General features: G+C 74.6%; 17 protein-coding genes. 5 read left to right on the top strand and 12 right to left on the bottom strand.

Translation table 11 applies throughout. From position 1 onward, the window contains the following. Positions 1 to 216 precede the first annotated feature (216 nt). Positions 217 to 879 carry a CatB-related O-acetyltransferase gene (locus RNC47_RS01765; RefSeq protein ID WP_311594785.1) on the bottom strand — a complete coding sequence of 221 codons (663 nt, stop codon included), beginning with the start codon at positions 877 to 879 and terminating at the stop codon, positions 217 to 219. Between the two features lie 63 nt (positions 880 to 942). On the opposite strand from RNC47_RS01765, the gene RNC47_RS01760 reads away from it, so the two are divergent. Beyond that, positions 943 to 1,593 (top strand): TetR/AcrR family transcriptional regulator, encoded by a 651-nt coding sequence (locus RNC47_RS01760; RefSeq protein WP_311594784.1) that lies wholly within the window; start codon positions 943 to 945, stop codon positions 1,591 to 1,593. 40 nt (positions 1,594 to 1,633) lie between these two features. Here the strand turns inward: RNC47_RS01760 and RNC47_RS01755 are convergent, their stop codons facing one another. Next, a complete protein-coding gene (locus tag RNC47_RS01755; protein ID WP_311594783.1) occupies positions 1,634 to 2,950 on the bottom strand; it encodes a hypothetical protein in 1,317 nt (438 codons plus the stop codon). A gap of 114 nt (positions 2,951 to 3,064) precedes the next feature. On the opposite strand from RNC47_RS01755, the gene RNC47_RS01750 reads away from it, so the two are divergent. Beyond that, on the top strand, positions 3,065 to 3,532 hold the full coding sequence (locus RNC47_RS01750; RefSeq protein ID WP_311594782.1) for a hypothetical protein: 468 nt from the start codon (positions 3,065 to 3,067) through the stop codon (positions 3,530 to 3,532). A gap of 44 nt (positions 3,533 to 3,576) precedes the next feature. Then, positions 3,577 to 6,534 (top strand): tetratricopeptide repeat protein, encoded by a 2,958-nt coding sequence (locus RNC47_RS01745; RefSeq protein WP_311594781.1) that lies wholly within the window; start codon positions 3,577 to 3,579, stop codon positions 6,532 to 6,534. A gap of 187 nt (positions 6,535 to 6,721) precedes the next feature. Here RNC47_RS01745 and RNC47_RS01740 read toward each other — a convergent pair whose 3' ends face one another. The 8 genes from RNC47_RS01740 to RNC47_RS01705 all read right to left on the bottom strand — a co-directional run bounded on the left by RNC47_RS01740 (position 6,722) and on the right by RNC47_RS01705 (position 13,941). After that, positions 6,722 to 7,405: a response regulator transcription factor gene (locus RNC47_RS01740; RefSeq protein ID WP_311594780.1), complete on the bottom strand. Its 684-nt coding sequence runs from the start codon at positions 7,403 to 7,405 to the stop codon at positions 6,722 to 6,724. Then, positions 7,402 to 8,574: a sensor histidine kinase gene (locus tag RNC47_RS01735; RefSeq protein WP_311594779.1), complete on the bottom strand. Its 1,173-nt coding sequence runs from the start codon at positions 8,572 to 8,574 to the stop codon at positions 7,402 to 7,404. The genes RNC47_RS01740 and RNC47_RS01735 overlap by 4 nt, the downstream gene beginning before the upstream one ends. Positions 8,575 to 8,603: 29 nt before the next feature. After that, positions 8,604 to 9,212, bottom strand: coding sequence for a hypothetical protein (locus RNC47_RS01730; protein ID WP_311594778.1), 609 nt, complete (start codon positions 9,210 to 9,212; stop codon positions 8,604 to 8,606). A gap of 99 nt (positions 9,213 to 9,311) precedes the next feature. Beyond that, entirely contained in the window at positions 9,312 to 10,097 is a 786-nt protein-coding gene (locus tag RNC47_RS01725; protein ID WP_311594777.1) for an ABC transporter permease, read from the bottom strand. Continuing rightward, the gene (locus RNC47_RS01720) at positions 10,094 to 11,092 is read right to left on the bottom strand and encodes an ATP-binding cassette domain-containing protein (protein ID WP_394814684.1); all 999 of its coding nucleotides are present in this window, start codon (positions 11,090 to 11,092) and stop codon (positions 10,094 to 10,096) included. Before RNC47_RS01720 ends, RNC47_RS01725 begins: the two co-directional genes overlap by 4 nt. 77 nt (positions 11,093 to 11,169) lie before the next feature. Then, entirely contained in the window at positions 11,170 to 12,015 is an 846-nt protein-coding gene (locus RNC47_RS01715; protein ID WP_311594776.1) for a DUF4097 family beta strand repeat-containing protein, read from the bottom strand. A gap of 80 nt (positions 12,016 to 12,095) precedes the next feature. Next, positions 12,096 to 12,614, bottom strand: a complete 519-nt coding sequence (locus RNC47_RS01710) for a toxin-antitoxin system HicB family antitoxin (RefSeq protein ID WP_311594775.1) — start codon at positions 12,612 to 12,614, stop codon at positions 12,096 to 12,098. Positions 12,615 to 12,909: 295 nt separating this feature from the next. After that, positions 12,910 to 13,941, bottom strand: a complete 1,032-nt coding sequence (locus tag RNC47_RS01705; protein WP_311594774.1) for a saccharopine dehydrogenase family protein — start codon at positions 13,939 to 13,941, stop codon at positions 12,910 to 12,912. Between the two features lie 101 nt (positions 13,942 to 14,042). Here RNC47_RS01705 and RNC47_RS01700 point away from each other — a divergent pair, with 101 nt between their 5' ends. Further along, complete coding sequence (locus tag RNC47_RS01700; protein ID WP_311594773.1) at positions 14,043 to 14,996, top strand: helix-turn-helix domain-containing protein; 954 nt, start codon at positions 14,043 to 14,045, stop codon at positions 14,994 to 14,996. A 131-nt stretch (positions 14,997 to 15,127) separates the two neighbouring features. Beyond that, positions 15,128 to 16,612, top strand: coding sequence for an FAD-binding protein (locus tag RNC47_RS01695; protein WP_311594772.1), 1,485 nt, complete (start codon positions 15,128 to 15,130; stop codon positions 16,610 to 16,612). On the opposite strand, the gene RNC47_RS01690 is transcribed toward RNC47_RS01695, so the two are convergent. Together RNC47_RS01690 and RNC47_RS01685 are read right to left on the bottom strand one after the other, a co-directional pair. Next, on the bottom strand, positions 16,602 to 17,540 hold the full coding sequence (locus tag RNC47_RS01690; RefSeq protein ID WP_311594771.1) for a DMT family transporter: 939 nt from the start codon (positions 17,538 to 17,540) through the stop codon (positions 16,602 to 16,604). The genes RNC47_RS01695 and RNC47_RS01690 overlap by 11 nt on opposite strands. A gap of 4 nt (positions 17,541 to 17,544) precedes the next feature. Then, positions 17,545 to 18,381, bottom strand: a complete 837-nt coding sequence (locus RNC47_RS01685; RefSeq protein ID WP_311594770.1) for an AraC family transcriptional regulator — start codon at positions 18,379 to 18,381, stop codon at positions 17,545 to 17,547. Positions 18,382 to 18,416: the final 35 nt, after the last annotated feature.

The following is an 18,416-nucleotide window of genomic DNA, read 5'->3' as shown; positions in this document are numbered from 1 at the left end:
CGGGCGGTGAGCGACACTGACGTGCGATGCCGGTTTCGGGAGCCGGAGCCGGCGCGGGCCTGGGCGGGGTCCGGGACTGCACGGCTTTCGGCCCCGTCGCCCCGCAGTCGGCGGAGTTGCCCGGATCGCCGGTGTGGCGGGCGGCCGCCGCGCGGGCGGGCTTCCGGACGCCTGAGGCCAGGGCCCCTCACGAGTCGGGTTCGGCCCGGGTGGAGATCACCCGTGTCCGTCCTCTCGGCGTCCTGGGGCCGCGTTCTCCAGGTCGTCGACGCTGCCGGACATGATGGTGCGGATGTGCTCGGTGATGTGCTGGAGCGGCCAGTCCCACCAGGCCAGGGCGAGGAGGCGGTCGATGTCCGCGTCGCTGTGGCGGCGGCGGATGAGGCGGGCCGGGTTGCCGCCGACGATGCCGTAGTCGGGGACGTCGTCGACGACGACCGAGCCGGAGGCGACGACTGCTCCGTGGCCGATGCGGACGCCGGGCATCACCAGGGACCGGTAACCGAGCCAGACGTCGTTGCCCACCACGGTGTCGCCGCGACCGGGGAGGTCGGCGATGAGGTCGAAGTGTTCGGCCCAGGAGCCGCCCATGATCGGGAAGGGGAACGTCGAGGGGCCGTCCATGCGGTGGTTGGCGCCGTTCATGATGAAGCGCACGCCCTCGCCGAGCGCGCAGAACTTCCCGATGACGAGCTTCTCCGGCCCGTAGTGGTACAGCACGTTGCGGGTCTCGAAGGCGGTGGGGTCGTCCGGGTCGTCGTAGTAGGAGAAGTCGCCCACCTCGATCAGCGGCGAGGTGACCAGCGGTTTCAGCAGCACCACCCGGGGCTGTTCGGGCATGGGGTGGAGCAGGGTCGGGTCGGCGGGGACTGCCGGCATCGTGATCCGTTCCTTTCCGGGGAGCGCCACTAATGCTACACACGATGCATTAGTGTGGGACGCATGAGTCCCCAAGCCTCGCCGCCAGAGGAGACCGGGCCGACCCCGCCGGGCCGAACCCGGCCCGGCGGCCGCACCGCTCGCACGCGCGCCCTGGTGCTCGACGCGGTCCGCGCCGAGCTCGGCGAGCACGGCTATGACGGGCTCACCCTGGAGGCCGTCGCCGCCCGTGCCGGCGTGCACCGCACGACGGTGCACCGACGCTGGGGGGACGTCGGCGGCCTGCTCGCCGACGTCCTGGACGCGGCGAGCGACGACGACTGGGAGCCGCCGAACACCGGCACGCTCCAGGGCGACCTGGCGGCGCTGAACCACGAGATCCAGACGGCACTCACCGCGACCCCGCCGATCGTCACGGCCCTGATCGCCGCGTCGTTCCGCTCCGAGCAGGCCAACCGCGCCCAACAGCGGCTCTGGGAGGACCGGTACGCCCGGTGCGAGGTCGTCGTCGGCCGCGCGGTCCGGCGCGGCGAGCTCCCGCCGGGGACCGACGCGCGGCGGCTGCTCATCGCCGCCACCGCGCCGGTGTACCACCACCTGGTCCTGCTCCGTGCCCCGCTCGATCCGGGGCTGCCCGACCACGCGGCCAGGGCCGCCGTCCTCGCCGCCTCCGCCGGGGCCTTCGCCGGACCGCCGCCGGCCGGCCGGGCCTGACCGGATTCCGGCGGGCCGGCTCACGGACGGCGCGCCGAGTTCAACCGCGGTCGGCGCGGGTGGCGGTGGCCACGGCGTGGAGGAGGGCGAGTGTCTCGCGGTGCGGCAGCCCCGAGCCGGGGGCGGCGGCTTCGGCGAGTGCCGTCAGGTCGGCGTCGTCGAGTGAGCCGACGGGGCGCAGCAGGCGGGCCAGCGGGTGGTGGAAGTCGTAGCGGGCCATCGCGGGCGCGGGCACGCCGTCGGGGCCCGGGTCGAGGAAGCCGTCCACGACGGCGAACCGGCCGTCGGCCGATCCGGTGACGGTGTGCACCAGCCGCGGGTTCCACCCGGCTTCCAGCAGCGGGCGGGGCGCGAGCACCGGTGCCAGGGTGTCCGGGTCGAAGTACTGGTGCTCGCCGCCCGAGCGCCCGCCGATCACGCCCCAGGCGGGGATGGCGAACAGCCCGTCGAGGGTGGGTGCCTCGGCGATCCCCTCCAGGGCCAGCGCCTCGTGCGGGGAGACGCGCCACCGGCTGAGGCCGCCGGCCTTCCCGCCGACCACGAGCGTGTCGGGGCCGGTGAAGGCCAGGCCGCGGACGGGGCCGTGCGGCGGGGGCACCACGTTGCGCGCCAGCAGGTGCTCCATGCGCGCGTCCGTCACCACCACCGCCGCGGTGCCGCCGAAGGCGACGGCGCGCCCGGTGGGGTCCACCGCGAGCCGGGCGGCGGCTTCCAGGCCGAACGGCGCGAGGTCCACGATGTCGGGTTCCCGGTCAGGACCGGCCACCGCGACCGCGGGAGCGAGCCCGCTGCCGGCGATGAAGCCGGCCGCGGTGCCCGCCGGTCGGGTGCCGAGCAGCGCCTGCCCGGTCATCACCAGTTTCTCGGTGCCGGCCGCGTAGTGCACCAGCGCCAGCCGCCGTGCCGGGTCGTCGCGCACGGCGACGACGTTCTCCGCGTCCACGCAGCCCACGGCGTGGTGCTCCAGTTCCCCGCGGTAGATCTCGCGCCAGGTGGCGCCGTCGAGCATCATGATCCGCGTCAGGCCGGGCTCCGGGAGGGTGGTCACCGTCAGCACCGGGTCACCGACGCCGAAGGACACCCACTGTGCGGCGCCCGCCCGAACGGGGTGGTCGGTGCGGACCGCGCGCGCCGCCGCGTCGGCGGCGTCGCGGACGGCCCGCTCGTCGGCGGCGGCCAGCAGGGCCAGCGCGGAGCCGTCCGTGGGAGGGCCGGGCAGGCGTCTCGCCAGCCGCACCCCGTCGGCCAGCGGCACCGAGCAGATCAGGCGGCGCAGCGGCTCGGTGTGCCCGCCGTTCAGATAGCGGGCGGCCTGTCGGTCGATCCGCTCGGCGTCCGCCCAGGCGGTGCGTTCCATCCGTTCTCCCCCTGTTCTTCGCGGCGCCGAGTTCGTCGGCCAGGCGAACGCGGGCCGCCGGGCCGCGCCCGTGGCTAGACTGTCACTCAATCTCCCGGGGGAACAGGAGACTTGATGAGCGACCCGATGAGCGTGTTGGCCATGGCCGGCGCGACGACGATCGTGGGGGCCATGGCCACCTCCGCGTGGGAGGCCACCCGAGGTCGGGTCGCCGAGTTGTTCCGGCGCCGCGGTGCGGACGAGCCGGCGACGGTCGGCGCCCAACTGGACGGCGACGCGCGCCTGGTGACCGACGACCCGGATCCGCAGGCGGCCCGTGAGGACCTGCTCCGGCCGTGGGCCCGGCGGCTCGCGGCGCTGTTGAACGAACACCCCGAGGCGGGTGAGGACGTGCGGCTGTTGGTGGAGCGGGCCGCCGCCGAGCTGCCGCCCGGCACGCAGCAGTGGGTGCAGCACGTCACCGCGCACGCCGGCGGCACGGCGTTCGGCGCGCAGGGCCCGGGCAGCAGCGTTCACGTCCATCTCCCGTCGACGCCCGGCGCCGACGACGGCCCGGTGGGTGGGGCCGGCCGGGCCGGGTGACCGGCCCGCCGATCGCCGGCGCCGGCGATCCGTACCCGCGTCAGGTGGTGCGCGCGGAGGGCGGCTTCGCGTACGGGGTGGTCGGTGCCGACCTGCATGTCTTCGGCGACGGGCAGCCCGTCTACGTCCTGGAGAACTGGCGGGCCGTGCCGCCCGCCGACGACGCGTGGTTGCGGGAGCTGCCCAGTCGGATGCTGAGCGCCCGGCACGAGATCGTTCCGTTCACCGGCCGCGCGGCGGACCTCGCGGCGCTGCACGCCTGGCGGCTGATGGACCGGCGGCTCGCCGCCCGCTGGCTGCACGGGCCGGGCGGCCAGGGCAAGACCCGGCTCGCCGCCCGGTTCGCCCGCGAGTCGCTCGCGGACGGCTGGAAGGTCGTCAGCGCGGTTCACGGGCCGGGCAGCGTGCTGCCGCCGCCGGGCAGCCAGGACCTGACCACCGACGGCGCCGCCGGTCTGCTGCTGGTGGTCGACTACGCCGACCAGTGGCCGCTGCCGCACCTCACCTGGCTGTTCAGCAACGCCCTGCTGCACCGCCCCGGCCTGCCGACCCGGCTGCTGCTGCTCGGCAGGACCGCCGACGCCTGGCCGGCGGTCCGCGCCACCCTCGCGGACCTCCAGGCCGCCACCGCGGGACACCCGCTGACGCCGCTCCCCGCCGACGACCCCGACGGCGCGGATGGCACGGACGGCACGGACGGCGGCTCCGACGCGGCGGGCGGTCCTGGCGAGCGGGCCCGGATGTTCCGCGCGGCCCGCGACAGCTTCGCCGCCCGCCACGGCCTGCCGACGGCCGCCGACATCGCGCCCCCCATGCCGCTGAGCGGCCCGGACTTCGGCCTCACCCTGACCGTGCACATGGCGGCGCTGGTGGCCGTGGAAGCCCACCGGGCCGGGCGCCGCCCCCCGCGGGACACGGCCGGGCTGACGACCTACCTGCTGGACCGCGAGCAGCGGCAGTGGGCCCGCCGCTGGGACCGGCAGGCCACGCCGGACGCGACACCGCCGGACGGGATGAACCGGACCGTCTTCGCCGCCGCCCTCACCGGGCCCCTGGCGCCGCGCGCCGGCGTCACCGCGCTGGCGTCGCTCGGCGCCGGCGGGCCGCGCCCCGCCGAGCGTGCGCTGACCGACCACGCCAGGCACTACCCGCCCGCCGACCCCGCACGGCCCACCGTGCTGGAGCCGCTGACCCCCGACCGGCTGGCCGAGGACTTCGTCGCCCTCACCCTGCCCGGCCACTCCGCCGACTACCCGGCCCAGGACTGGGCGCCGTCGGCGCTGCACGCGCTGCTGCCGCACGACGCCGGGACGCCGACCGCCCCGTGGACGCCGCGCGCCCTCACGCTGGTGGCCGCGGCCGCCGACCGGTGGCCGCACGTACGCACCGGGTACCTCGATCCGCTGCTGCGCGAGGCGCCGTGGCTGGCGGTGGCCGCGGGCGGCGGCGCGCTCGGCGCGGTGGCCGCCCTGGCGGACCTCGACATCGAGGTGCTCGCCGCGGTCGCCGCCCACCTGCCGAACCGGGACGACGCCGACCTCGACCCGGCGGGGGCGGTGCTGGCGGTCCGGCTGGCCGACCACCGACTGGCCGCCACCGACGACCCGGCGGAGCGGGCCGCCATTCACCTCGATCTCGGCTGGAGCCTGGCCGGCGCCGGCCGCTACGCCGAGAGCCTGGCCGCGACCGAGCGGGGCACGGCCGGCTACGAGGCGCTGGCCCGCGCCGACCCCGACCGGTACGAGCACGAACTCGCCCGGGCGTTGAACAACCTCAGCCTGCGCTACGACCGGGAGCGGCGGACCGAAGAGGCCGTCGCCGCCATGGAACGGTCGGTGGAGATCCGCCGCCGGCGGCTGACCGACCCGGTGGGTCGGCACGCCGCCGACCTCGCCCTGTCCCTGTCCAACTACGGCAACCTGCTGAAGCACGCCGGCCGTTGGTTGGAGTCCCTCCAGGCCGGCTCGGAAGCGCTGGCCCGCTACGGCCGGCTGGCCGCCGCGCACCCCGGCGCGTACCGCGCGGACCTCGCCATCGCCCTGCTCAACCACGGCGCCGACCTCTCCGCCGCGCTCCGCAAGGAGGCGGCCATCGACGCGACGCGGCAGGCGGTGACGGTGCTGCGTGAGCTGGCGGCCGACCATCCCGCGGCGTACGAGGGCACGCTCGCCAGCGGACTGGCGAACCTCGCGTCGCTGCTGACGGAGCAGGGGAAGCACGCGGAAGAGCTGCTGACCTGGCACCTCGGGTCCGGCGGCGCGCCGGACCCGGAGCTGCTGCCGCCGCCGCGCTGGCGGGAGGAGGCCCTGGCGGCGATCGAGCAGGCCGTGGAGATCGACCGCCGCCGGGCGCGGGCCAACCCGGCGGCGCTGGAGGCCACGCTCGCCGGCACGCTGCGGACCAGCGCGGCCGTGCGGCACGCCTGCGGGATGGAGGCCATGGCGTTGACCGACGAGCGGGAGGCGGCGGCGTTGAGCGACCGGCTTGGCGACGCGGCCGAACCGCACCGTGCCGAGCGGCAGGCGACGTACGGCTCGCAGGTCGTCCCGGACGTGCTGGACGACGTGCAGCTCACCCTCTACCATCACCTCGCCTCCGCCGACCTCGCGACCCACGGCCCGCACTTCGCGATGCTGCTGGACCTGCACCGTCCGACCGCGGCGGACGGGCCACCGCGCACGCACGACCTGGCCGCCCTGCGGGAGGCCGTGGAGGTGCGCGCCCGGCTGGCCGCGCTGGACCCCGTGACGCACGAGCCCGACCACGCCTACGCGTTGACCCGGCTGGCCGACGCGCTGTGGTGGGAGGGGGAGCACGCGGAGTCCGCCCCGGTCACCGAGCGGGCGGTCGAGGTCACCGCCCGCCTCGCCGCCGTCGACCCCGAGGAGTACGGGCCACCCCTCGCCCTGGCCAGGAGGAACCTGGTCCACCGCCTGGCCGCCACGGGTCGCCGCCGGGAGGCCCGTGCCCTGCGCCGCGCCCACCGCCGCGTCGACTCCTGACCGGGCCGGGGCGGTCGGCGACCGCCGCCCCGGTGGGGCCCGACGCGCGCATGGCCGGTGTCGGCCGGGGCAGGAGGGCCGAGGGAGGCTCGATGTTCGAGGGATTCGAGGAGGCCGAGGCCCTGGCCTCGGCGCTCACCGACTTCCTTCGAACAGCTCCGGGCCGCCCGTGATCAGGCACTCCGCGTCAGTCGAGGTCCGGCTCGGCGTCGCCCAGTTGGCCGGGGATCACGAGCCCGGTCTCGTAGGCGGCGATGACCGCCTGGGCGCGGTCGCGGAGGCCGAGCTTGGCGAGGAGGTTGCTGACATGGCTCTTCACCGTGTGCTCGCTCACCACCAGAGTGGTGGCGATCTCCGCGTTGGACAGGCCACGGCCGAGGAGCCGCAGGGTCTCCCGTTCGCGCTCCGTGAGGACCGTCAGCAGTTCCGTTCGCGGGGGACGCACTGCCCTGCCCGAGGTGAAGGCGGCGACCAGGGTGCGGGTGACGGAGGGGGCCAGCAGGGACTCCCCCGCCACGGCGACCCGGACCGCGTGGACGAGGTCGTCACGTCGCACGTCCTTGAGGAGGAAGCCACTGGCGCCGGCGCGTAGCGCGTCGAAGACGTAGTCGTCCTGTCCGAAGGTGGTCAGCATGATCACTCGGGAGGGGGTTTCGGCGCAGATGATCCGGGCCGCCTCGATGCCGTCCATCCCCGGCATGCGGATGTCGAGCAGCACGACGTCGGGGCGGTGGGTGCGGGCGGCGCCGACCGCCTCGAACCCGTTCCCGCTCTCGGCGACGACCTCGATGTCGGGCTGGGCGGCCAGGATCATGGCGAATCCCGCGCGGACCAGTTCCTGGTCGTCGGCGACCACGACGCGGATGGTCATGCCGGCACCGCCCGTTCGGGGGCGGGCAGAGGGAGGAGTGCGCGCACCTCGAAGCCGGGGTGACGGTCCGTCCTGGGGCCTGCCGTCGCGGTCCCGCCGCAGGCGGCGGCGCGTTCCCGGACGCCGATCAGGCCGTTGCCGCCGGACGGCAGGTCGGGGCCGGGAACGCCGTGGCCGTCGTCGAGGACGTGGATCTCCAGGCCGTCGTCGTGCCAGCGCAGCCGTATCTCGGCGTGGGCCGCGCCGGCGTGCTTGACGACGTTGGTCAGCGCCTCCTGGGCGATCCGGTAGGCGGCGAGGCCGCAGTCGGCGGGGATCGGGCGCGGGTCGCCCTCGGTGGTGAGCCGCACGTCGAGTCCGGCCCCGGCGACCTGGCGGGCGAGCGCGGGCAGGTCGTGGATCGTGGGTTGTGGGGCGCGGGTGCCGTCGGTGTCGTGGAGTACGGCGAGCATGCGCCGCAGCTGGTCGAGGGCGTCCCGGCCGGTGCGCGCGATCGCCCCGAACGCCGCGGCCGCACGCCCTGGTTCGGTGTGCAACGCGACAGGGCCCGCCTCGGCCTGGACGATCATCAGGCTGATCGAGTGGGCCAGGACGTCGTGCATGTCGCGGGCGATGCGGGCGCGTTCACGCTCGGCGGCGCGTTCCTCGTGCGTGCGGCGTTCCCGTTCCAGGCGAAGGGCACGCTCGGCGAGGACGGCGGCCTGGGCGCGGGAGCCGGCCGTGGCCCTGCCGAGGGCGTAGGCGGCGACGTACAGCACGATGCCGCGCGTCGCGGTGTCCGGGGAGCCGACGGTCAGGAGGCCGCCGGCGCACATGACCACGAAGACCGGTAGCCGTACTCTGGGCGGGGCGGTGGCGGCCACCCCGTGCAGGGCGATGAGGACGCCGTACCACAGCGGCTGGGGCGCGACCGGGTCGGCGAGGTCGTAGAGGCCGGAGAAGACAGCGCAGACCAGCAGCACCGACACGGGCCGGTGGCGCCGCGCGACCAGCGGAAGCGAGGCGCCGACCGTGGCGACGTAGCCCCACCAGTGCCAGGGGAGCCCGCTGTCGCTGTGGCGGAACAGCAGCGGCGCGGTCTGGGCGATGGCGGCGGCGACCGCGAGTCCCACGTCCGACCAGGGGGAACTCAGCAGGCGGTCGAGCCACGGGGCGGTTGGGGCGGACACGAGCCTGGATTCTCCCACTTCGGCGGCGCTCAGGAACGCGCGGCGGCCGGCCGGGCTCCGCGGGGGAACGGGGCGAGGCCGACGAGCAGCAGCAGGCCGACGGCCGGCAGCAGGTCGAGATCGATCGGGGCGACCAGTACCGCGAGCGACACGGCCGCCGCGCGCCACACCGGTACGGCGCGGGCCGCCGCGAGGTGGCAGGCCAGCACGAGCAGGCCGAGGAAGAACAGCACCGGTCCCGCCTCGTAGACGGCGATGTCCATGCCGGGCAGGTTGTGCACGTCGGTGAACATGCGCCGCATGTCGTCGTGGTCGGCCGCCAGCAGGCCGATGACCAGGTCGATGGAGACCTGGGCCAGGGAGCAGGTGACGCCGACGAGCGCGATGCCGAGGGTGGCCGTGGCGAGGGCCCTGCCGCCGGTCAGTCGTCGCATCTCCCGGAGCACCGGGACGAACAGGAGCAGCGCGAGGAGGAAGGCCAGGTGGCCGGTCGTCCACGCGGGTCCCGGGCCACGCTCCCCGTCCAGGCCGTCGAGGACGCGGATGAGGCCGTAGGCCGTGATCAGGAGCGGGGCGGCGAGGAAGGCGAAGGATTTGTGCATGCCCTCGATGATCAGCACGGCGGCCGTGCCGGACATCGCCGGCGCGACCCATCTTCGTCCTCCCTCGCGCGACTGAGCGCGCTGCCAGGGCGGCGTACCCCGACACGTCGGGGTACGCCGCCCTGGCCGTCGCCGCTACTTGGGGTCGTGGTTGAAGGTGGCCTTGGACCAGAGGTAGCCGAGGGTGGTGAGGCCCAGGCACCAGGCGGTGGCGAGCCAGCCGTTGTGGCCGATCTCGGTGCCGAGGAGGAGGCCGCGGAGGGTTTCGATGGCGGGGGTGAAGGGCTGGTACTCGGCGATGGGTTGGAACCAGCCGGGCATGGCGTCGACGGGGACGAAGGCGCTGGAGATGAGGGGGAGGAAGATCAGCGGCATGGCGTTGTTGCTGGCGGCTTCGGCGTTGGGGCTGACCAGGCCCATGCCGACGGCGATCCAGGTGAGCGCGGTGGCGAAGAGGGCGAGGAGGCCGAGGGCGGCGAGCCACTCCAGGGCGGTGGCGTCGGTGGAGCGGAAGCCGATGGCCAGTCCGACGGCGCCGACCAGGAGCACGCTGGCGACGCACTGCAGGACGCTGCCGACGACGTGGCCGACGAGTATCGAGCCGCGGTGGATGGCCATGGTGCGGAAGCGGGCGATGATCCCCTCGGCCATGTCCATCGCGACGGAGACCGCGGTGCCGATGGTGGTGGAGCCGATGGTCATCAGCACCAGCCCGGGAGTCAGGTAGGCGATGTAGTCCGATCGGTTCCCGCCGCCGATGCCCGCGCTCATCGCGTCGCCGAAGACATAGACGAACAGCAGCAGGAGCATCACCGGGGTGAGCAGCAGGTTCAACGTCAGCGAGGGGTAGCGCCGGGCGTGCAGCAGGTTGCGCCGCAGCATGGTGTTCGCGTCGCGGACGGCGAGGGCCAGGGTGCTCATCGCACGGTCTCCTTGGGCTGGTCGGTTCCGCCGGTGAGGGCGAAGAAGACGTCGTCGAGGTCGGGGGTGTGGACGGTCAGTTCGTCGGCCTCGATGCCGGCGGCGTCCAGCCAGTCGAGGACGGAGCGCAGCTCACGCTGGCTGCCGTCGGAGGGGATCCGCAGCGCCAGCGCCTCGTCGTCCGAGGCGGCTTCGCGTAGTGCGGCGGCGGCGGTCCGGTACGCGGCCGGGTCGGTGAAGCGGAGGCGGATGTGGCCGCCGGGGATGAGGCGCTTGAGCTCGTCGGCCGTGCCCTCGGCGGCGATGGTGCCGTCGTGCAACACCGCGATGCGGTCGGCGAGTTCGTCGGCCTCCTCCAGGTACTGGGTGGTGAGGAAGACCGTCACGCCGCCGGTGACGAGTTCGCGGATGATGCCCCACATGGTGTGACGGGAGCGCGGGTCGAGGCCGGTGGTCGGCTCGTCCAGGAAGATGATCCGGGGGCTGCCGACCAGGGTCATCGCGATGTCCAACCGCCGCTTCATGCCACCGGAGTAGGTGGAGGCCGGCTTCTTCGCCGCCTCCACCAGGTCGAAGCGCTCCAGCAGTTCGGCCGCCACCCGCTGTCCCTCCCGCCGGGGGAGGTGGTGCAGGTCGGCCATGAGGAGCATGTTCTCCTCGCCGGTGATCAGCCCGTCGACGGCCGAGAACTGACCGGTGACGCCGATCGCGGCGCGCACCGCCTGCGGTGCGGTGGCCAGGTCGTGGCCGCCGACGTGGAGGTCGCCGGCGTCGGGGGTGATGAGGGTGGAGAGGATCTTCACGGCGGTGGTCTTGCCGGCGCCGTTCGGGCCGAGGAGGGAGAAGATCGTTCCCTCCGGGACGGCCAGGTCGACACCGTCCAGGACGGTCTTCTCGCCGTAGGACTTACGCAGCCCGACGGCGGAGATGGCGGCGGGCGACTGCGAACGCCCGCGCCCGCCCGATCCAGGCATGGGCATGACAGAAGAAGGCATGGAGCCCTCCCTTTCGAAGGCTGAAGCGACTGGGGTGTGGGATGGACGAGCCGGCGGGGCCGGCGGGGGGCCGGCGTTCAGGCCCGGGCGCGGCGCACGTCGATGTTGCCGTGTCGGGTGCGGGCGCGGACCTTGACGGTGTCCTCGGTCTCCTCGGGAGAGTCGGAGGCGGTGAGCGTGTTGCGCACCTGTCCGTGGCCGGAGCTCACGTCGAGCCAGGCAGCGGTGCCCGCGCGGATGCCGATCTCGATGGCGCCGTAGGAGGTCTCCAGGTCGATCGTGCCGCGCACGACGTCGATGACGCGCAGGGTGCCGTGGGCGGTGGTGGCGGCGACCGAGCTCTCGGCGCGCTCGATGTTGATGTCGCCGTTGGCGCCCCTCACCCGCAACTCGCCGATCGCGGCACCGACGGTCGTGGTGCCGTGCGAGTTCTTCAGGACGGCCGGCCCGTCGACGAGGCCGACGCGCATGCTGCCGGAGCTGGTGGTGATCTCGGCCATGCCCTGGACCCGGTCCACGGTGATCGAGCCGTGCGAGGCGGTCAGCCGCAGCGGCCCGGTCGTGTCGAAGCGGGCGTCACCGGACGAGGTCTTCACGTGCACCTCGCCGAGCCGGCCCTCGCCGAGCACCTGGGCCCAGGCGCCGGTCATGTCGACGTGCGAGCCCGTGGGCAGTTCGACCGTCACGTCGACGGTGCCGGTGCGCCCGACGAGGTAGCGCTGCTTGGGTGTCCTGACGGTCAGGGCGCCGCTCGCGTAGGTGACCTCGGTCTGGTCGGCCGCCCGCACGTCCTGGTCCTTCTTCGGGTCGCGGGGTCGCACCTCGACGACGGTGTCACGGCGGTCGCTCGCGGTGAACTGGATGGAACCGGCCTCGACGCGCGCGGTGACGGAGATCGGTTCGGGGGTGTCGAAAGCAGGCATGGCGGTACCGTCCTCATGGGTCTCGGGTCGTCCCGTTGGCGGGACGTGGTGTGGGTGACGTGGTGCGGGCGGGGGCGCGGCTAGCGCACCCAGCCCGTGAAGCTCTGCCCGAGGGCGCGGGCCCTCTCCGGGGTACGCGGCCGGGGGTCCCCGTCGACCGCGGCCGCCACGGCGCGCACCAGCCACGCGTTGACCGACAGGCCCTCGCGGCTCGCGGCCTCCTCGGCCCGCGCCTTGAGGTGGGCCGGCAGACGCAGGTTGACGCGGGCGGTGCCGCCCTCGTCGCCGTCGACCGGAGCCGAGCTCCTCAGCGGTTCGACGGGCGCGGCGGACGCTTCCGTCGCGGCGCTGTCGGTGGGCGGCGGGGTCACCACGAAGTCGGGGTCCAGGCCACGCAGCCGCACGTCGACCGAGCCGGGGGCGAGTTCGCGGGTGATCTCGTCCATCGCGGCGGAGAGCACGTTGAGCATGGTCAGCCGGGTCGCCGACTCCAGCGGAGCGGTGAGCCGCTCGGCCAGCTCGCGGGCTTCGTCGCCGCCGGCTTCGGCGGCCACCGCGAGTTCGCGGCGGAGGGCGTCGACATACGGGGTGAGGTCCATAACGCCATCATGGCACCTGAATGGCGCCATACGCAAGCGTGGATGGCGCTACACTCGGGCCAAACCCGCGAAAAGCGGGTCTGAGCTGCGGAAACACGAGAGCGCGAGCTGATCCCCCGCAGCGCCACGCAGGGCCCGCAGATCTCGGGAAGAAGTGGAACGGCGCCGGATGGCACCATCTGATGCCACCCGGCGCCAACTGTCGCCGCGAGATGCCGGCCGCCCGACTCCCGGGGCGGCGCGGCGGGTCACGGGGCCCCGGCGGCGCCGGGGCCCGGGAAGCGGAGTCCGGGGATCACCGCGACAGGTCGAACGAGAGGTGCCCGGACAGCGCGCGGAGGAAGTCGGGGGCGTCGAAGATCGCGCCGGCGGAGGCGACGCCCACCGTCCTGGTCCGCCCGGTGAGGACGCGGTGGACCGCCTCCACGGCGAGCGGCGCGCTGACGGCGTAGATGTCCTGACCGCCGGCCACGGCACGCCGTTCGGCGCCGCCGGACCGGACGACGGCGTCGACCAGGAAGGTCTGCGCGGACCGTCCGCGCTCGTCGACGGCGGCCGGCGCCGGCGTGTCCGGGGCCGCCAGCTCACCGGCCGCCTCGACCGTCATGGAGGTGGACACCTCCGGGATGGCCAGGTGGCTGGGGACGGTGACGATGTCGGCCATGCTGAACTCCCCGAGCACGGCGCGGGTTCCCATCGGCTCGGGGAAGGTCCACTTCAGGGCCGGGAGGGCGTCGTCGCGGTACTCCACCCGCCCCTGGCTGTAGCGGACGCGCCGGCCGTCCCTGCGCCGCCGGGAGACCGTGCCGGCCTCGCGGGTCCCGGTGGTCGGGTGCCAGCCGCTCAGCCCGTACGCGACGTGCGCCTCGTCCGCCGTCGCCCAGTCCCCCATCGCCGCGGTGACCAGCAGGTCGCCCAGGCCGCCGAAGAAGGCCATCGCGGGGACCACGACGGTGCTCGCGGCGCGGGCGCGGTCCGCGAACTGGGAGAAGGTGTCGAGGTTGGCCTCGATCTCGGCCGCCACGTCCACGTACGGGATGCCGGCGCGCAGCGCGGCCTCGACCAGCGGGGCGGCGGTCGCGGCGAAGGGCCCGGCGCAGTTGATCACGGCGTCCGCGCCGGCCAGTGCGCGGTCGAGCGAGGCCGGGTCGTCGACCGAGGCCGGCCGGGCGTCGAGTCCCGGGTGGGCGACCGCGAGCGCCCGCAGCTTGTCCGCGTCGCGCCCGGACGGCAGGGGGGTGAATCCGCGGTCCAGCAGCTCCGCCACCACGAAACGCCCGGTGTGTCCGTAGGCACCGAACACCGCCACCGTCTGACCCGTTCCCATCGCTTCTCCAAAGTGCTTGAACGATCAACTGTGCACATCCTGGCGGGCGCGATGGACCCGGCGCGAGTGTCGGGAACGACATGGCCCATACACTTTCGGACATGAGAACGCTCGCGCTGGCCGTCACCGACGGGATGCTCCACTACGAACTCTCCGTGGCGTACGAGGTCTTCGCCTCCGTGCCCGACGGGGTGACGGTCCCCTGGTACGACGTCGCCCTCTGCGGTCCCGGCGCCGTGCGGGCCGGGCGGTTCCGGCTGGAGTCCGACCGCGGGCTCGACCGGCTTCCGCACGCCGACACCGTGATCGTCCCCGGCTGGGCCGATGTCGACGTGGACCCGCCGGCCGAGCTGGTCGACGCGGTGCGCGCGGCGCACGAGGCGGGCGCGCGGGTGGCCTCGCTCTGCACGGGCGCCTTCGTGCTGGCCGCGGCGGGGCTGCTGGACGGCCGACGCGCGACCACGCACTGGGCGCACACCGACGTTCTGGCCGCCCGCTACCCCCGGGTGACGGTCGATCCGGACGTGCTCTACGTGGACAACGGCAGCGTGCTCACCTCCGCCGGCAAGGCCGCCGCGATGGATCTGTGCCTGCACCTGGTCCGTCTCGACCACGGCTCGGCGATCGCCAACACGGTCGCCCGCCGCCTGGTGGTCCCCCCGCACCGGGCCGGCGGCCAGGCCCAGTTCGTCACCGCCCCGGTGCCCGCCCAGGACGACCACCCGCTCGGCGAGCTGTTCCCCTGGGTGCTCGAACGACTCGACCACCCGTTGACCGTGGAGGACCTGGCCCGTCGGGCGAACATGAGCTCCCGCCACCTGGGCCGCCACTTCAGGTCGGTCACCGGCACCACCCCACTGCGGTGGCTGCTGACCCAACGGATCCGGCGTGCCCAGGAGTTGCTGGAGACCACCGGCGACAGCGTCGACGCCATCGCCACGGCCACCGGCATGGGCACCGCCACCACGCTGCGCCGGCACTTCAACCGGACCGTCGGCGTGCCCCCGGACACCTACCGTCGCACCTTCCGCAGTTCGCGCTCCGCCGCGCGGTGACCGGCCCCGGCCGAGTGGCCAGATACGGCTGAACGCCGCCAGCCGGGGCCAAGGTCGGCGCTACGCTCGTCTGGCCTGTCCTGGGGTCCGTGACGCGCCGCCCGGGTCGGGCGGGGGTGGAAGGGGGAGGCATGGCGGAACAGCCGGAGCGGCCAGCGGATTCACGAGCCGAGACGGCCGGGACCGAGGTGGTGGCCTTCGACCCGCGGGCGCGGGCGTGGGTGACGGAGGCGGACGCCGGGCGGGACGGGCTGGTGCGGGTGCCGCGGCTGAGTGGCTCACTGCGGACGGCCGGGAGGGAACTCACCGACGACGGCGACGACTTCGGCCACATCGTGCACACCACCCCGGGAGGCGTGCTGCGGACCGAATCCGTCGAGGAGATCGCGGCGGTGATCCGGTTCTGCAACGCCTACCGCATCGAGGTCGCCGCCCGCGGCCAGGGGCACGGGACGTACGGGCAGGCGCAGGTGGACGGCGGGCTGGTGGTCGAGACCGAGCCGCTGGACCACGTCGGCCCGGTGGGCGCCGGGCACGTTACGGTGGGGGCCGGGGCGGTGTGGAGCGCGGTGGCGCGGGAGACGCTGCGGCACGGGCTGACGCCGCCGGTGTTCACCGACTACCTGGAGCTGTCCGTGGGCGGCACCCTGTCGGTCGGCGGGCTCGGCGGCCAGGCGCACCGGCACGGCGCGCAGGTCGACAACGTCATCGCGCTGGAGGTCGTCACCGGGGCCGGCGACGTGGTCGGTTGCTCGCCCAGCCGGCACCCGGACCTGTTCCACGCGGTCCTCGCCGGCCTGGGCCAGTGCGCGGTCATCGTCTCGGCGACGCTGCGGCTGGTCGTCGCCCCCGAGGCCGTACGGCGCTTCCTGCTGCCCTATGCGGACCTCGAGACGTTCCTCGCCGACCAGCGGACCCTCGCCGGGGACGTGCGGTTCGCGTATGTCGAGGGCGAGGTCGAGCCGGACGACGACGGGGCCTACACCAGGTACGTGCTGGAGGCCGTCGCCTACGGCCCGCCCGCCGGGCCCCGGCGGAGCGACGCCGAACTGCTGCGCGGGCTGCGGTACGACCGGTCGGGGCGGTCGGGGCCGTTCACCGCCGAGACGCTCGGGTACTTCGACTTCCTCGACCGGCTCGCCGCGGGCGTGGCTGAGCTCAAGCACGAGGGCGTCTGGACCTGGGCCCACCCCTGGCTGAACCTGCTGCTGCCCGGCGACCGCGTCGCCGAGCTGTCCCGTGGCCTGCTGGACGAGCTCGCCGGGCAGGAGGTCGGCCCCGGCGGCGCGGTGCTGCTCTACCCGCTGCTCCGCCGTCACCTGCGCGCCCCGCTGCTGCGGGTCCCCGACGGCCGGGTGCCGTACCTGATGGCCGTGCTGTGGGCACTCGACCCGGCGGACCAGGCGGCGGTGACCGCCCGGATCGCCGCCAACCAGGCGGCGTTCGAGCGGGTGCGGGCGGCCGGCGGCACCCAGTACCCGGTGGGGTCCGTTCCGATGACCGCCGACGACTGGATCGGCCAGTATGGCGAGGCATGGCGGGAGTTCGCCGCCGCCAAGCGCCGCTACGACCCGCACCAGCTGCTCGCCCCGGGCCAGCACGTCTTCACCGGCTGAGGCCACGCGGGAGGCGAACGGCGCGGGGACGGCCGATCGGGCCCGTTGACGTCCCGCGCCGACGCCGTGCGGGACGCGTGGCCGACGTCGCCAGCACCGAACCCGCCAGGATCAGTCCGAACGAGCCGACGATCGCGGCCGTCAGCGGTTCCGCCAGGAACGCCACACCGGCCGCGACGGCCACCGCGGGGTTGACGTAGGTGAAGACCACCGCCCGGGTGGCGCCCACCTCCCTGATCAGCTCCAGGAACACGACGAACGCCAGGGCCGTGCAGAACACCCCGAGGCCCACGAGCGACATCAGGACCGTCGTCGACGGCGTCCGCGCCGGCCAACCGGCGATGCCCGCCGGCGCGTAGACCACCGCGGCCAGCAGCAGACAGGGAACGATCAGGTGCAGCGTCGGCACGTCCTTCAGCCGCCGCGTCACGATCAGCGGCGCCGTCGCGTAGCCGAGCGCCGTCAGGAAGACCTCCGTGATCGCCCACGCCGAGCCGCCGCTCAGCTCCGGGGCGGCCAGCAGCACCACCCCGCCGAGGCCGAGCAGCAGGCCGGTCCAACGGCGGGCGCCCAGCTCCTCCGTGTCGCCGAAGAGCCTGGCGAGCACGACGCCGAGGATCGGGACGGCCGCGATCAGCAGGCCCGCCATCGAGCTCGACAGTTCCCGCTCCGCGTCGGTCAGCGTCCACCAGGGGCCGATGATCTCGATGGCCGCGAACGCCAGCATCGGCTTCCAGTGCGTCCGCACCGCCGTCCGGAAACCCGGGGTGCGGAGCGCGAACGGCAGCAGCAGCGCCGCGCCGAGCAGACAGCGGACGAACACGACCCCGGAGGGGGACACGCCGTCCACCGCCACCTTGATCATCAGATAGGGGATGCCCCACAGAACGCCCATCAGGGCGAAGAGGAACCAGCCGCGTGCACTCATGCCGTCAGCTTCGAGCTCCGCGCCCCGGCCCGTCTTGAACGCCGTTGCGGTACACCGCCGGCGTCACCCCCACCACGCGGCGGAACCAGCGCGTCAGATGTGCCTGGTCCGCGAAGCCCACCAGCGCCGCCACCTCCGCCGGCCGGTGGCCCGCCTCCAGCAGGCCGCGGGCCCGCGTCACCCGGTGCTGCGCCAGCCAGGCGTACGGCGGCATGCCGACCGCCTCGCGGAAGGCCCGCAGCACCTGGTACCGCGACAGTCCGAGATCCCGCCCGATCTCCGCCAGCGAGGGCGGCCGGAGCAGTTCGTCCGTCAGCCGGACCCGCACGGCGGCCGCGACCCCCGCGGCTCCGGACACCAGGTCCCGGGTCGGGGAGGTCCTGCCGTGGCGCCGGGCCAGCGTCGTGAACAGCGGTATCAGCCGCGACTCCGCCTCCAGGGGATCCCCTGGGCGGCTCACGACGTGGTGCGCCGACCGGAGGGCGGCCGCCAACTCCGGATCGTCGATCACCGGTTCGCGGAAGTGGGCGGCGGCCCGCAGGCCCTCGGTGAGCAGCGCCGTCGTGGGGTAGAACGCCCGGTAGGCGTAGCCGTCGCCGGCGGCCGGCGCGCCGGTGTGCGCCTCCCCGGGGGCGAGGACGACGATGCTGCCGGGACCGGCCCGGTGCCGGGCGCCGCGGTAGTCGATGATCTCGCTGCCACCCGTGCAGACGCCGACGGCGAACTCCTGGTGGCAGTGCGGCGCGTAGCGGTGGGTCGCGAACCGGGCGGTGATGAGGTCCAGGGACTGCCCGGGGCCCAGCACGGCCCGGGTCCAGATCGCCTGCTCGGACGCCCCCATGGCCGCATTCTGCACCATGCGGGGGCGCGGGTGAC

The sequence above is a fragment of the Streptomyces millisiae genome, assembly GCF_031845425.1.
Taxonomy (GTDB): Bacteria; Actinomycetota; Actinomycetes; order Streptomycetales; family Streptomycetaceae; genus Streptomyces; species Streptomyces millisiae.
This window is presented reverse-complemented; position numbering and strand designations above follow the sequence as displayed.

Coding starts and splice junctions, on each gene's coding strand:
- RNC47_RS01765 (WP_311594785.1), bottom strand. CDS start 879: ATGCCGGCAGTCCCCGCCGACCCGACCCTGCTCCACCCCATGCCCGAA.
- RNC47_RS01760 (WP_311594784.1), top strand. CDS start 943: ATGAGTCCCCAAGCCTCGCCGCCAGAGGAGACCGGGCCGACCCCGCCG.
- RNC47_RS01755 (WP_311594783.1), bottom strand. CDS start 2,950: ATGGAACGCACCGCCTGGGCGGACGCCGAGCGGATCGACCGACAGGCC.
- RNC47_RS01750 (WP_311594782.1), top strand. CDS start 3,065: ATGAGCGACCCGATGAGCGTGTTGGCCATGGCCGGCGCGACGACGATC.
- RNC47_RS01740 (WP_311594780.1), bottom strand. CDS start 7,405: ATGACCATCCGCGTCGTGGTCGCCGACGACCAGGAACTGGTCCGCGCG.
- RNC47_RS01730 (WP_311594778.1), bottom strand. CDS start 9,212: ATGTCCGGCACGGCCGCCGTGCTGATCATCGAGGGCATGCACAAATCC.
- RNC47_RS01725 (WP_311594777.1), bottom strand. CDS start 10,097: ATGAGCACCCTGGCCCTCGCCGTCCGCGACGCGAACACCATGCTGCGG.
- RNC47_RS01720 (WP_394814684.1), bottom strand. CDS start 11,092: ATGCCTTCTTCTGTCATGCCCATGCCTGGATCGGGCGGGCGCGGGCGT.
- RNC47_RS01715 (WP_311594776.1), bottom strand. CDS start 12,015: ATGCCTGCTTTCGACACCCCCGAACCGATCTCCGTCACCGCGCGCGTC.
- RNC47_RS01710 (WP_311594775.1), bottom strand. CDS start 12,614: ATGGACCTCACCCCGTATGTCGACGCCCTCCGCCGCGAACTCGCGGTG.
- RNC47_RS01705 (WP_311594774.1), bottom strand. CDS start 13,941: ATGGGAACGGGTCAGACGGTGGCGGTGTTCGGTGCCTACGGACACACC.
- RNC47_RS01700 (WP_311594773.1), top strand. CDS start 14,043: ATGAGAACGCTCGCGCTGGCCGTCACCGACGGGATGCTCCACTACGAA.
- RNC47_RS01695 (WP_311594772.1), top strand. CDS start 15,128: ATGGCGGAACAGCCGGAGCGGCCAGCGGATTCACGAGCCGAGACGGCC.
- RNC47_RS01690 (WP_311594771.1), bottom strand. CDS start 17,540: ATGAGTGCACGCGGCTGGTTCCTCTTCGCCCTGATGGGCGTTCTGTGG.
- RNC47_RS01685 (WP_311594770.1), bottom strand. CDS start 18,381: ATGGGGGCGTCCGAGCAGGCGATCTGGACCCGGGCCGTGCTGGGCCCC.